The sequence below is a fragment of the Collinsella sp. CLA-ER-H6 genome, from assembly GCF_040092305.1.
Classification (GTDB): Bacteria; Actinomycetota; Coriobacteriia; order Coriobacteriales; family Coriobacteriaceae; genus Collinsella.
On sequence record NZ_JBBNLS010000013.1, the window covers coordinates 1 to 14,067 of the forward strand.

Sequence of the window (14,067 nt, forward strand, 5' to 3'; positions counted from 1 at the left end):
GCAGGCCTTCGAGGCCGAGCGCAAAATGGATTCTAAAAAACACCTTGCCAAATAGGAGCGTCAGGACGCAAAGAGGCTCCGCAGCGCGAAGCGCGATGCGGAGCCTCTTTGCATGTCCGAGGACGTTCCGGAGAGAAACCCCCGTCACGCCCCCGGATTCCCGGTGGGAGTTCTAGACCTTGTCGGCCTTAGTACATACCGCCGCCCTGCTGACCAGCGGTGGCAGCAGCGATAGCGTCCTCAAGCTGAGTGTTTTTGGGCACATCGGAGACGGTGGCCTCGGTGATGAGGATCAGGCTGGCGACGGAAGCAGCGTTCTGCAGGGTGACGCGGCTGACCTTGACGGGGTCGAGGACGCCCATCTCGATCATGTCGCCCCACTCGCCGTTGGCAGAGTTGAGACCCTGGCCGGCAGGCAGCTCGGCAACCTTGTCGACCACGACAGCGCCCTCAAAACCAGCGTTCTTGGCGATGGTAGCGACCGGAGCGGTCAGAGCCTTCTTGACGATGTCGACACCGATCTTCTCCTCGGGGTCGTCGAGCTCAACGGCGTCGAGCGCAGGAGCAGCGTCCATGAAGGCGACGCCGCCACCGGCGACAATGCCCTCCTCGACAGCAGCGCGGGTTGCCTGCAGGGCGTCCTCGACGCGGTGCTTGATCTCCTTGAGCTCGGACTCGGTAGCAGCGCCGACCTTGATGACGGCAACGCCACCGGAGAGCTTGGCCAGGCGCTCCTGGAGCTTCTCACGGTCGAAGTCAGAGGTGGTGTTCTCCATCTCGCCCTTAATCTGAGCGATACGGGCGTCGATGGCCTCCTTGGAGCCAGCGCCGCCGACGACGACGGTGTTGTCCTTAGAGATGGTGACGGACTTAGCGGTACCGAGCATATCGGCGGTGATGTCAGCGACCTTCACGCCCAACTCGTCCAGGGCAGCCTGGCCACCGGTGAGGACAGCGATGTCCTCGAGAATGCGCTTGCGGCGATCGCCGTAGCCCGGGGCCTTGACGGCGCAGACGTTGAGGGCGCCACGGATCTTGTTGAGGACCAGGGTCGGCAGAGCCTCGCCGTCGATGTCCTCAGCGATGATGAGCAGGCCGCGGCCAGCGCGCTGGACAGCCTCGAGAACGGGCATAATGTCCTGAACGCTGGAGATCTTCTGGTCGGTGATGAGGATGTACGGATCCTTCATCACGGCCTCCATGCGGTCGTTGTCCGTGACGAAGTAAGCGGAGACATAGCCCTTGTCGAACTGCATGCCCTCGACGGTGTCGATGGTGATATCGAACGTCTGGGAATCCTCGACGGTGATGACGCCGTCCTTGCCCACGACCTCCATAGCCTCGGCGATCTTCTCGCCGACCTCGGGGTCACCGGCGGAGATGGTACCGACGGAAGCGATCTGCTCCTTGGTCTCGACAGGCTTGGCCTGCTTCTTCATCTCGGCGACGGCGGCGTTGACGGCCTTGTCGATGCCGCGACGGATGGCCAGCGGGTTGGCGCCAGCGGCGACGTTGCGCAGACCGTCGTTGACGATGGCCTGAGCGAGCAGGGTTGCGGTGGTGGTGCCGTCACCCACGGTGTCGTTGGTCTTGGTGGCAACCTCCTTCACCAGCTGAGCGCCCATGTTCTCGATGTTATCCTCGAGCTCGATCTCCTTGGCGACGGAAACGCCGTCGTTGGTGATGGTCGGGGCACCGAACGTGCGCTGCAGCGCAACGTAGCGACCCTTGGGGCCCATGGTGACGGTAACGGCGTCGGCCAGAGTGTTGACGCCCTTGGCAAGCTTAGCGCGGGCATCGGTGTTGAACGTAATGTTCTTTGCCATGGTAGGTAATCCTCCAAAAGAAATGTGACTCGCGTCGCCGCTTCCGAGTCCTATGCGGCGGGCGCGTTCAAAGACGAATCAGAGATTCTGACGAGACTAGGCCTCGACGACAGCGTAGATGTCGTCGGCGCGCATCAGCAGATACTTCTCGCCGTCGACCTTGACCTCGTTGCCACCGAACTTACCGTAGATGACAACGTCACCGACCTTGACGTCCATGGGGATGCGCTCACCCTTGTCGTTGACCTTGCCGGCGCCCACGGCAACGATGGTGCCGCGCTGCGGCTTCTCCTGGGCGTTGCTGGCGATGTACAGACCAGAAGCGGTCTTCTGCTCGGCCTCGTCGGGCTTGACCAGAACACGATCTGCAAGCGGCTTCAAAGACGACATGCTTGTCTCCTCCTTTTTGGGCCGCGCGGTTATACCACGCGAATTAACCCTTTTTGTTTGCGTACGCGTTGAATGGTACCCACGAATGGCGGGTTATACAACACAGAGTCAAAAAATCTTATTTTTTGGCACTTAGATTTTCTGAATGCCGGAGGATAACTTAGCAGTGGCTCCCGGGGCGGACCGGAGGGCATGAAGTTTGCTGCTCTACAGTCCTGCGCAAGACGGAAAGCACATTAAGTGCTTTCCTTTGCGTGCGGAACTCGCGACAAACTTCATGCCCTCCGGTCCGCCCCGGGAGCTAGGTTAACTAATTCGAGCCCGGTATTCAGAAAAGTCAGTGCAGCAAAATGGCGATGCGGATAGCGACATGGGCATGGTTTTCGCTGCGCGTACGGGTCCCCTGGGGAGCGCCGTGCATTTTTGGGAGTATTCAGCAAGCCAGGACGGCTGCATACACGCCGGACACACCATATTGGTCCCAAGGACGCCTTCGACCGGCGATTTGAGTCGGCAGGCAAACCCCGCCAGGACAAAAAGGCATGCTTCGCGCCGCGCCGGACCTCAAAATGACGTCAATCTCCGCAACGTTACTCAGCCGCCGCGGCACCGGCAGAGCTCGTGGTGCTGAATACTCCGTTTTTTGCACGGCACGGGCGGGGGTACATCAGGATCAGGAAGAACATCCCAGCCTTTTTATGCAATCTGTAATGGGAAGTATGCAAAACACCAAGAGACAGCATTGCTGATGTCCAAATTGAGCGCACGAGGCAGCAGCACCTCAACCCCGCGCCCAAATCCAGCAGAGCGGGGACGCTCCTAACGAACCCCCATCGGCAAACAAATCCGGCTCGAGCGCCATCCCAAAATAGACTGCCCGAGCCGCGTTTAACGGTGCGGTATGAACGTCAGCGCTCGTAAATCAAGTTACCTGCCAGGTAGGTGGCCTGAACCTTGGTGGCTTGGAGTTCTTGGGGGTCGATGGTGAGCGGGTTTTGGTCCAGGACTACCAGGTCGGCATACTTGCCGGGCTCCAAGCTGCCGAGGTTTTGCTCGTCGCCCGCTGCATAGGCGCTGCCCAGGGTGTAGTTGCGCAGGGCTGTTGCTGCATCGATGCGCTCGCTCGGTAACCAGCCGCCCTCGGGCCAGTGGCTTTTGGGATCCTGGCGCGTGATAGCCGTGTAGAGCACGTTCATGCTGGTAACAGCTGTGATGGGGCTATCGGTGCCGAAGGCTTGTCGAATGCCGCGCTGCTTATAGGTTGCGAACGGCCACATGATGCGGCTGCGCTCCAGGCCCAGGTCGCGCTCGGGGCCGCCCGGGTCGAGTGTAATGTGGCAGGGCTGGCTCGAAGCAACCACGTTAAGCTTGCGCAGGCGGTCAATGTCCTCGGGCAAGAGGTTCTCCAGATGCTCGAGCGTGTTATGACCGTGCTGGGGCAGGCCGTACAGTTCCGCGGCCTCCTCAAAGATATCGAGCGCGGCATGGATGGCACCGTCGCCGATGACGTGGATGCGCACGGTGTGACCGCGCTCCGCGGCAGCGAGGACCAGCTTGCGCATACGCTCGGCAGGAACCGTCAGACGGCCCTGGTCGCCCGGGAAGCGCGGGTTGGTATAGGGCTCGGTGAGATAGGCCGTGTGTTCGCTCGACACGCCGTCGAAAAACTGCTTAAAACCAGGCGCCGAGAGCAGCGCGTTGTTCGCGTAGCGGGTCTGCAGCTCTTCCAAGCGCGACTGGTCATCCAGCAGCGTGGGGAACAGATGGGCTCGGATGCCCAGCTTGCCGGCTGCCTGCAGTTTGTCGTAGACGTCGTCGCGGATAAAATCGCAGCCCGGCATGGGCATGAGCGACATATCGCAGATCGAGGTGATGCCCTGCTCGGCCATACGCCTCATTTGATCGGCGTAAGCGCTTGCGATGCGATCCTCCCCCAGCCACTCAAGGCAGCGCGGTAGCAGCTGCATGGCAGCCGCCTCGTGAGCGATACCCGTGAGTTCGCCGTTTGCATCCTTGTCGTAACTGCCGCCCGCTGGCGGCTCGCTGTCGCGCGTGACGCCGAGCGCCTCGAGTGCGCGGCTGTTGAGCCAAAGCGTGTGCCCGTCGCCCGAATACATAACGCAGGGACGATCGGGGAATGCCGCATCGAGCGACGCCTTGGTAGGATGCTCGGGCGGATCCCAACGGTAATCGCGCCAGCCCTGCGTCACAACCCAAGCGTCACTAGGCAGATCCTGGGAAAACTCGAGCGCATGTTGCACCAGCGCCGCCTCGGACGTGCCCATATCCATGAGCATGTACGGCGAGGAACCGACCGAGGTATGGAAGAAGTGCAGATGAGCGTCATGGAAACCGGGGCAGACAAACTGCTCGCCGTAGTCGATAACCGGCGTGGCGGCAGGCGCGGCGGCAATCACGTCATCCGGCGCACCGACTGCGACGATACGGTCGCCTGCGATGGCAATCGCCAGCTCGCGGGCGGTATCGATGCCGTCTTGCGCGGTAAAGACGTTCTTGGAGCGGATAATCCGATCGATATGTTGCATGGGCATCCCCATCTCTGGCAGGAAATTCAACACCCCCGAGTGTACTCCCCCGCCCTTGTAACAAAACCCCAAGCGGCAAACGGCAACTTTACCAGCCCTAGCGGCAGGTGGCATACTGGAGAGAGCCTGTACGATTTTGCGATCAACCCAGCAAGGAGCAAATCGACCATGACGAAGACCAAGGCACAGCAGATTATGGCGGCGACCGAGGCTCGCGCGGCTGACGACGTCACCGCAGCCATCAAAGATATCGCTACCGAGTTTGAACCATATATCATCAAACAGCGCCGGCACTTCCATAAGCACCCGGAGCTGAGCCTTGCCGAGGAGCGCACGGCCTCCGACATCGCCAACCAGCTCGACGCCATGAATATCCCCTACGAGCGTCCGCTCAAGACCGGCTTGGTGGCAACGCTTCGCGGTACCGCGCCGGATGCCTACCGCGAGGACGGCACGCCACGCCGCCGCATCCTGCTGCGCGCCGACATCGACGCCCTGCCCGTCACCGAGCAGACCGGCGAGGAGTTCGCCAGCGTCAACGAGGGCTGCATGCACGCCTGCGGCCACGACTGCCATATCGCCATGATGCTCGGAACGCTGCAAATCCTGCGCCATATGACCGACGACATCCACGGCGAGGTCCGCATCGTCTTCCAGCCCAGCGAGGAAAACGGCCAGGGCGCTAAGCTCATGATCGGCACGGGTGTGCTCGACGGCGTCGATGGCGCCTACGCCGCGCATATCTGGAGCGAGGTTGACGCCGGCACCGTGAGCTGCGAGCCCGGACCGCGCATGGCCAATACCGACTGGTTCCGTATCGACGTACGCGGCACCTCGTGCCACGGCGCCATGCCCCAGCGAGGTCACGACGCCGTTATGGTGGCCGCCGAGATCGTCAACGCCCTGCAGACCATCGTCTCGCGCGAGATCAGCCCCTACGAGCCGGCTGTCATCACCGTCGGCGAGCTGCACGGCGGCACCGCGCGCAACGTTATCGCCGGCACGGCCTACCTCGCCGGCACAGTGCGTACCTACGGCGATTCGACCCACGAGGAAATGCCGGAGCTCATGCGCCGCATCGTGGAGCATACCGCGGCAGCTCTGGGCGCCGAGGCAGAGCTCACCGACTACACCATCGCCAACTACAAGGTCGAAAACGACGCCGCCTCGAGCGAGCGCTGCCGTCAGGCTGTAATCAAGTGCCTGGGCCCCACCGGCCAAGGCCATTATCGCGGCACGCTTTCGGGCGAGGATTTTTCGGAGTACCTGCGTCGCGTACCGGGCGTGCTCGCATTTGTAGGTACGCGCAACCCCAAGATTGGCGCCACGTACGCCCAACATTCCTGCTTCTACAAGATCGACGAGACCGTGCTGGCAAAGGGCTCCATGGTGGCCGCCCAGTATGCTATCGACTTTTTGGCCGAGCCCACGCAAGAGGAGCTCGACGGCCCCGCGATTACCGCGGTCGCCGAAACCAACCCCGATCTGGCCGCCAAGTTGCGCTCTGCCAAGGCGACGACCGCCGAGGCTCGCGACGCCATCCATGATGCCCGAACGGCTCGCCATGCCGCGATCAAGGGCATCCACGACGCACGCGCTGCTGCACGCCGCGAGGAGAAGCACGACGAGTAGTCGTCACACCCATCCATAACAGCCTGGCTAAAGCAGAGCGGGGGGCGGACGTATCGAAACGTCCGCCCCCCGCTCATTCTTCAAGCGCTATTTCTACCATTTCTACCCCGTCCCCAAATAGCAGGCGGCGTGGCTACTCGTCCTGAGGCTCCTCGTCGGAGCTTGGCTCGGACGCCGGCTCAGGTGCAGGTGCCGGCTCAGGCTCAGGCGCAGGCTCGGGCTCAGATGCCGTCTCAGGCTCGGGCGCCGGTTCAGACTCGGGCGCCGGCTCAGGCTCGGTCGCGGGAGCGGGTGCAGGTGCCGGCGAAGCATCCGGAGCACCGTAACCCGAAGGAGCGGACTTCTTCTCGAAGGGCAATACAAAAGTCAGGACGTCGTCCTTATCCTCATCGGCCCACTCGCTTGCATAGCGTGCGGCCCAATAGCCAACGGCACGGTGCTTGAGCATCTTGCCAAAGACCGTAAGAAATACGGTGACGAAAGCGACCAGCACCAAGAACAGCGCGAGCGTGACGCCACCGCCGGTAACAATTGCCTCAATACCCGTAGGACGATAGTAGTAGCTATACATACCGACAGAGGCAATGGCGCCAAAGACGGCCGTCAAGATCCATGTGACAACGTTGGCGACCAGGCCCGTCAAAAACTCGGGAAGGAACGAAGCACAGAACAGCTTGGTCTTGTTGTGCTTAAACGCCGCCCAGACCTTATCGAGCGAAAACGCGCTCTCGACACGCCCGGTCACCGCAAAGTGCATCACGGCGATGTCGGCGAACATCTTAAAGAAGACACCCAGAATCGCCGAGGCAATTAGCGCCAGGACAAGCAGGCCGAGCGAACCGAACAGCGCAGCCTCGAGCGCATAAGAGCCGTAATAAGAATACGAGCTCGCGGCGCCAATTACCACGCCCTCCACCAGCGAAAGCACTACACCGATAACGGGAATGGCAGCGATAACCTCGAGCACGACCGAAATAACGCTCGAAAAGACTCCGAGACCAAACGACGTGGAACGCATGAGTGGACGGTCCATGCCGTCATCGACCTTGAGCGACAGATCACGGCCCCACTCGATACCGAAGCCGGAACCGCACACACTCGCAATGCAAGCTGCCAAAAAGCCGATGGCAGCCGCAATGCCGCCAATAACGGGAATAAACAACACGAGCACCGACACAACGCAAATCAGCGCCGGCAAAAACGCGATTTGGCATACACGCTGAAGTACGCCCGGAGTCTTAGTCATATCTTGGAACGCCTGAGCCACACAGCCCTTTGGCGCATTCGCCACGGGCGGTTGCGGAACAAACTGCTGGGGCTGAGGCTGTCCCTGGGGAGCGGGGCCAGAGGCACCGGCATTAGGAGCACCACACACGCCGCAGAACTTGTCGTTATCGCCCATGGGGGCGCCACACTGCGAGCAGAACATAGAATCATCCCTTCGTATCTTGAACGAATCACTTGGATCGCAAACGATGTCTTTAGCATCATTATTGCCCAATGTGGGGTCAAATACTCAAAGATGACCGATTTGCAAGGTACGCGGCGCCAGCAGGCGGTTCGTTGAATATGTCTGTGCTAGTTCGTTCCGCGGAAGCCCTTGCCGACAATCTCGGAGCTGTCGACGATCGTGATAAAGGCACCCGGATCGACCTCGCGCGCATAACGGCGCAGCTGCACGGCCTCGCGACGGCTCAGCACGCTCATGATCACCGTCACGCACTTGCCCGAGAAGGCACCGTAGCCGCGGCTGATGGTCGCTGTGCGGTTGAGATGCTTGACGATAAACTCCTCGACCTTAAGGGGTTCGGAGCAAATGACCGTGCAGACCTTACGAAGATGGATGCTCTCGATGGCCTTGTCGACCACAAGCGTCTTGGCAAACAGGCCGAGCACGCAATACAGACCGACACGCGGGCCATACAAAAAGGCCGCGATGGCCACGATGCCGATATCGACCAACAGCAGTGCGCGACCAATCTCGAGCGTGGTGCGGCGTTTGAGGATCATAGCGAGAATGTCCGTGCCACCCGTCGAGGCGCCGATGTCAAAGACAATAGCGCTGCCGAGCGCCGGCAAGATGACGGCAAAGCACAGGTCGAGCCACATATCACCCGTCAGAGAGACATCGGTCGGAATAAAGAGCTCAAACAGCGAAACATAGGCGGACAGCGCAAACGAGGCGAAGACGCTCCACAGGATTGCCTTGCGCTCCAAAAAGATAAAGCCCAAGACGACGAGAACCGCATTGATAATCCACATAAAAACGCCGACGGGCAGGGTCGGGAACAGCGTGGACAGAATGACCGACACGCCCGAGGTGCCGCCAAAAGCAAAGTGATTAGGGGTTTTAAACGCAACGATGGCGAAGGCCGTAAGAATCAGGCCCAGATTGAGCTCGGCAAAAAAGCGCGGGAAGCCCGGCTCCTGGCTGCGCTTTTGACCGGCACGCTCGCCGCGCTCGATATCGGTGCGATCAACCACGCGCTCCATCGGCACCACGGGAGGACGATGCACCTCCTCGGCAGCACGCGATGCCGCCTCTGCCGCGGCGGCCTCAATCGCCCATGCCTTGCTTTCTGTTTCGTTCTCGTCGGCCATTACGGCAACCCCTCGTTAACAATTTGGAAACAATGCGCCCATTAGGGTAACGCGGAACGCGACGATTGCAACCCCTAGTTAGACGAGCGGTATGCCCACATCGGGGGGCATACAAATAACGGCCGGCCACGCTTTTGCTTGCGCGGTCGGCCGTTTAATGTTTTCGCAGATAAAACCTGCCAAAACAAACCTGTCCCTTTTTGGAAGGTTATTCGTGCTGGCTGGTGCGGTGCTCGTACTCCTCGGGGGTGATGACGTCCTCGATGCGCAGGTTGACGCCCGCCACCTCAAGGCCGGTCATCGCGGCAAGGCGCTCGGTGACACGTGCCTTGACATCGTCGAAGATCGCGGGCGCATAGGCGCCGTACTCGATAATGACGGAGATGTTGACGACCACGCGATTGTCATCGGTGACCTCGACCGTCACGCCCTTGGTCAGATTCTCGGCACCAAACTGCTCCTGCACAAAGTGCATGAGGTTACCCTTCATGCCCAGAACGTGCGGAACCTCGCGGGTGGCCATGGCAACGATCTTCTCGATCACACCGTTGGAATAGGTCAGCGAGTCCTCGGACTCGTCCGCTTCCTCGTCGTCCTCATCCTCATCGGACTCGACCTCGACAAGAGCCTCGTCCTCGAGCGTCACATCCTCGGCTTCGGCGACGACCGCCTCGTTCTCCTCGAGCTCGGTATCGGCTACATCGACCTTCGTGTTAAAAGCCATGGTTCCTCCTTATGCCTGCCGCAGATGCGACAGTCGAATACATATTAGCGGCCGCTAAACAGACGGCCGAAGAAGTTGACGATCCCGTTCTCGCCGTCGCGAATTTGGCCGATCACAGCGCCGATCAGCACGAAGAATGCAATGACGAGCGTGTCCCACAGGCCGAGTGTGAGCACCAACACGGCGAGGATAAAGCCAGCGGCGGCACCGAGCGTGGTGTTGGGATGACGCACAGCATAGCTCCAGATGGCAGCGCCCGTACCCTTGATGAGACCCATAGCCTCGTCAAAATCCACGGCTGCCGCGTCTTGTAACTCGGTTGCCTCTGCTTTGGAATCAACAGGTTCGCTCGCCGGCGTGGCGCTCTGGTCAATCGTCAGGCGCGGCGTACGAGCGGTCTTATCTTGATTGGTATCACTCACCGGAAACCTCCACGGTCTGGACGGTAGTCTTGGACGGCAAAAAACGGACGCGCGTGGTCGTACCCGGCGTGCCGAGCATGGTGTCGCAAGCTTCCTCGATGCGCTGCTGCATCGCGGTAGCCAGAGATGCCACGTCCTTATCGTCAAGCGCGATAGCCTCGACCTTAAAACGGACGTGCGAATCGTCGGAACCTTGGACGCGGGCCTCGACATGCTCGATCATCACGCGATCGTCGCGCTCGGCAGCGGCCCTGGCGCACGAAGAAAGCGCCGCAAGGGTAACCTCGATATTGCGCTCCCCCGCCGGATGCACGCAGGACGGCTCGCGACGAGCAAACATCAGGCGGAAGAAGCTTATCAGCACGCCGATCGCCACAACTCCGCCGCATGCCGTCACGACAATGCGCGGCATGGGGTCGCGCATCAGCAGCATAAGGCGATACGTATACGGCCCCCAAAACTGGCAGACAAGCGTACCCAGCGCCACGATGGCGGCGGCAAGATACACAATCGCTAGGGCTCGTTTGAGTACGCGCACGTGGCGCTCCCTTCAAATCTCGGCTCTCGAAATGCAAAACGGTTCGCATCATTATAAAAGAGCCGGGTCCGGTGCTCTACGCACGCGGATCCGGCTCATCTATTCCACGAGACTTGCATGCTCGCTTCATTATGCCCAGATATGCACGGCTTAACCCGTGCGGGCGCTACTCCTCCTCGAGGGCAGCGATGACCTCGTCGGTCATGTCCATGGTGCTGTAAACATCCTGGACGTCGTCGAGCTCCTCAAGACGGTCGATGAGGCGCTGAACCTTCTTGGCGTCGGCGCCGGAGACCTCGGTCGGGGTGGTCGGGACCATGGTGGTCTCGGAGCCCTTGACCTGGACACCCTGCTCCTCGAGCGCCTTGGAGACAGCCATAACGTCGTTGGCAGCAGTCCAGACGATCCACTCCTCGCCGGCGTCCTCGTAGTCCTCGCCACCGGCCTCGGCGATGGCCATCATGAACTCATCCTCGTCACCGGCAGCACCGTTGGCGATCATGGTCTCCTTCTTGGCGTTCTCGTCCAGGATCTCCTTGGCGACGACGATCTGGCCCTTGCGCTCAAACTGGAAGGCGACGGAGCCGGAGGTGCCCAGGTTGCCACCAGCGTGGGAGAAGGCGGAACGGACATCAGCGGCGGTACGGTTGCGGTTGTCGGTCAGGCAGTCGACGTAGACGGCGACACCGGCGGGACCGTAGCCCTCGTACACGATGTTCTCGTAGACGGCAGCGTCAGCACCCGAACCAAAAGCCTTGTCGATAGCGGACTTGATCTTGTCCTTAGGCATGGACTGAGCCTTGGCCTTGGCAACGGCAGCGGCGAGGCTGGCGTTGTTCTCGGGCAGCGGGTCACCGCCGAGACGGGCAGCAACGGTGATGTTGCGGCTGAGCTTGGAGAAGAGGGCGGAACGCTTGGCGTCCTGCGCGCCCTTACGATGCTTGGTTGTGGCCCACTTAGAGTGTCCGGACATACGTGTCTCCTATCGGTTTCGACCTAAAGCCCAGCGCAGATGCTCGGGCAATATAAACAAACGTCGTTATGATATACCTACTGGCCTGCGAGATAAACCCCAAAATGAAGGCGTCGTGATGATGTCCCCTTTGGTGCAAAGTAACCTGACCCCAATGCACCAGTTTAGGCCCAGAGGAAGTCGCTGCGGGTGACGGTGGCGCCGATGGCGAAGGGCATGCAGGCGATGACCGGATACAGGTAGCGCATGTAAGTCGAGCCGTTGCACGGGCCAATCAGGCACACGGCGAGCACGCCCAACAGCGGCACCCAGATCGCCAGCGCACGCCATGAATGACGACGCAGCAAGTAGACCACCACGGCGATCATGATCCACACATAGGTGGCCGAGCTCATGGTGAGCGAGATAAAGGGAACACGCTGCACCGCCACACGGTACAAATTAATCAGGTGGTCGCACCAGCGCACAACCTTGCTATCGACCGGATGGAAGTCGAAGTACTTGAGGTTATCGGGCTTCGCCATGATCTCGGCACTGCGCGCCGTGCTGTAGACCCATGCGTCGCGAGCGCTCGGATAAAAGTAGCCGTAGTAGTTATTGATGAGCGCCGAGATATAGCACCCGGGGTCCTTTTTGAACATCTGGGACCACACCTCAAAATAGGCCTTGATGTCCTCCTGCGAGGCGTACTCGTTGAAGCAATTTTTGACGGCGTCCGACTTATCCGGGTTGTAACGGCGGCCCAGGTTCTCGTACTTGAGCACCCGGTCGATCACGGCTCGCTCTTCGTCGGTCACCAAACCGTCGCAGGGTGCCTCCACGATGGTGCCGTCCTCCTTAACCGTAGGGTTGACGCCCGAGTTGAGGCCGTCGTGCTTTTGGACGAAACGAGCCGTCTGCTGGAACGGAATCGAAAGGATTTCGCGCTTGGAACCAGGCGTGATATCGTGCGCCGGCATAAAAACCTTGGTGAAGTACATATTAGAGGCAAGGCAGAGCGCGAGCACCGCGAGAACGCCAACCCAGCGGAAACGCGGGATGGCGCCCGAAGGCGCAGCGCCAGTCTGCTTGGCTGCACGACGAGCCACATGCACGTCCCATACGCAAAACGCCGCCGCGATTACGCATGCCGCTAGGGGAAACACCAGGCCGCCGTTGCGCAGAAACGTGGAACCCATGGCGCCCAGAGCGAGCAGCAGCCAGTCGTGGCGAGCAAAGAGCACGGGGGCTTTCTCGCCCGCTCGCTCGACATTGGCATCACGACGGGGCAAGCCACATGCCACGAGCTTGACGGTCTGTACCAGCAGCACCAAGAACGCGTCGGCAAAGAGCACATCTTTGGTGAGCAACGCCGCGTAGTTAGAAAACATCGGCATAAACGCGAAGAACAGCAGGATCGCACCGCGAACCGGCAGGCTCACGCCCAGTTTGCGCAGCGACGAAATGGAATAGGCCATGCAGGCGGCCGTGATGACGAACTGAGCACAGGTGTAGATGGCAAGACCTGCGTTGGCGCTGTTGAACAGTGAAAGCCCCAGCTGGACGCACGAACCGATGATAGCCGTGTGCACCACGGGGTGATGCCCGTTGAGCAACACATTGGGATTGAGCAGACGCAGGTAGTCACTCGTGCCGTTGGGGTAGTTGAACCACTGGCGAATCTGCGCACCCGTATCTCCCATAAAAAGGCCGGGCAGCGAAGCGATAAGCGTGGGCGCCCAGGCGATCATAAGCACCAGGAAGGGGCCGGCAAAGGGATGGACCGAGAGCACGGCGTGAGTCACACGCCATACGCGGCCAAAGTGCGCTTCGGAAAACGGAATGCGCCGAGAGCTCAGCCAATCCAGGCACTCAAAAGCCAAATAGAAGGCCACGATCGCTAAGAGCATCCAGCCCGCGCCGCCAATCCAGGCGCAGATGATGCGGGCTTTGTCGCCAAGGACGATCTCGGCCGAGTCGGTGAGATCGTAGCTGCGGCCGAACACCATGCAGATGGCAAAGAACAGCGACGGCAGAATGATCGATGGACGCCAGGTGTCGCCACGGCCAAAGAACACGTAGCGAAACGGCAAGGTGAGCAGGCAGGCAAGTGCAAGCAGCATGACCGCGTCGGTATGGCCGGCAAACGAGAGGAGCACCTCGTAGCACACGTACAGCATGCCCGAGGCTTTGGGGTCAATCGCCAAGACTGCGTTGCTCGACACCGGGGCGGGATCGATGGAAAACGCCGTGGTCGCCAACAGCGCGAGCAAAAATGCGATGAGCGTCTGCTTGGCGGGGTAGCGCTTAAACCAGACGATGCGGGCAGCGTCGCGCGCAGCCGTTGTGGAGAGGTCGGAATCCTTCACAGTCCAAAGAGCCTTTCTAGAAACCTGCCAAAAAGGGACAGGTTTATTTTGACAGGTTTTATCTGGG

General features: G+C 60.5%; 11 protein-coding genes. 1 reads left to right on the forward strand and 10 read right to left on the reverse strand.

What is annotated here, in order from left to right:
* Positions 1 to 188 precede the first annotated feature (188 nt).
* The 3 genes from groL to AAAX77_RS06725 all read right to left on the reverse strand — a co-directional run bounded on the left by groL (position 189) and on the right by AAAX77_RS06725 (position 4,768).
* On the reverse strand, positions 189 to 1,826 hold the full coding sequence (gene groL, locus AAAX77_RS06715; RefSeq protein WP_022094352.1) for a chaperonin GroEL: 1,638 nt from the start codon (positions 1,824 to 1,826) through the stop codon (positions 189 to 191).
* Positions 1,827 to 1,922: 96 nt separating this feature from the next.
* Positions 1,923 to 2,216, reverse strand: coding sequence for a co-chaperone GroES (gene groES, locus AAAX77_RS06720; RefSeq protein WP_022094351.1), 294 nt, complete (start codon positions 2,214 to 2,216; stop codon positions 1,923 to 1,925).
* Between the two features lie 908 nt (positions 2,217 to 3,124).
* On the reverse strand, positions 3,125 to 4,768 hold the full coding sequence (locus AAAX77_RS06725; RefSeq protein WP_349105439.1) for an amidohydrolase: 1,644 nt from the start codon (positions 4,766 to 4,768) through the stop codon (positions 3,125 to 3,127).
* A gap of 162 nt (positions 4,769 to 4,930) precedes the next feature.
* On the opposite strand from AAAX77_RS06725, the gene AAAX77_RS06730 reads away from it, so the two are divergent.
* Positions 4,931 to 6,394, forward strand: coding sequence for a M20 family metallopeptidase (locus AAAX77_RS06730; RefSeq protein WP_349105441.1), 1,464 nt, complete (start codon positions 4,931 to 4,933; stop codon positions 6,392 to 6,394).
* Positions 6,395 to 6,527: 133 nt separating this feature from the next.
* Here AAAX77_RS06730 and AAAX77_RS06735 read toward each other — a convergent pair whose 3' ends face one another.
* From AAAX77_RS06735 to AAAX77_RS06765, 7 genes are all read right to left on the reverse strand, one after another.
* On the reverse strand, positions 6,528 to 7,823 hold the full coding sequence (locus AAAX77_RS06735) for a zinc-ribbon domain-containing protein (protein ID WP_349105442.1): 1,296 nt from the start codon (positions 7,821 to 7,823) through the stop codon (positions 6,528 to 6,530).
* Positions 7,824 to 7,972: 149 nt separating this feature from the next.
* Positions 7,973 to 8,995, reverse strand: coding sequence for a YitT family protein (locus AAAX77_RS06740; RefSeq protein WP_349105444.1), 1,023 nt, complete (start codon positions 8,993 to 8,995; stop codon positions 7,973 to 7,975).
* Between the two features lie 208 nt (positions 8,996 to 9,203).
* Positions 9,204 to 9,719: an Asp23/Gls24 family envelope stress response protein gene (locus AAAX77_RS06745; protein WP_161115101.1), complete on the reverse strand. Its 516-nt coding sequence runs from the start codon at positions 9,717 to 9,719 to the stop codon at positions 9,204 to 9,206.
* A 44-nt stretch (positions 9,720 to 9,763) separates the two neighbouring features.
* A complete protein-coding gene (locus tag AAAX77_RS06750) occupies positions 9,764 to 10,141 on the reverse strand; it encodes a DUF2273 domain-containing protein (RefSeq protein WP_349105445.1) in 378 nt (125 codons plus the stop codon).
* Entirely contained in the window at positions 10,134 to 10,679 is a 546-nt protein-coding gene (locus tag AAAX77_RS06755; protein ID WP_349105446.1) for a hypothetical protein, read from the reverse strand. The genes AAAX77_RS06750 and AAAX77_RS06755 overlap by 8 nt, the downstream gene beginning before the upstream one ends.
* 166 nt (positions 10,680 to 10,845) lie before the next feature.
* Positions 10,846 to 11,652 (reverse strand): YebC/PmpR family DNA-binding transcriptional regulator, encoded by an 807-nt coding sequence (locus tag AAAX77_RS06760; protein WP_117734266.1) that lies wholly within the window; start codon positions 11,650 to 11,652, stop codon positions 10,846 to 10,848.
* A gap of 164 nt (positions 11,653 to 11,816) precedes the next feature.
* Positions 11,817 to 14,000, reverse strand: coding sequence for a DUF6020 family protein (locus tag AAAX77_RS06765; RefSeq protein ID WP_349105448.1), 2,184 nt, complete (start codon positions 13,998 to 14,000; stop codon positions 11,817 to 11,819).
* Positions 14,001 to 14,067 lie beyond the last annotated feature (67 nt).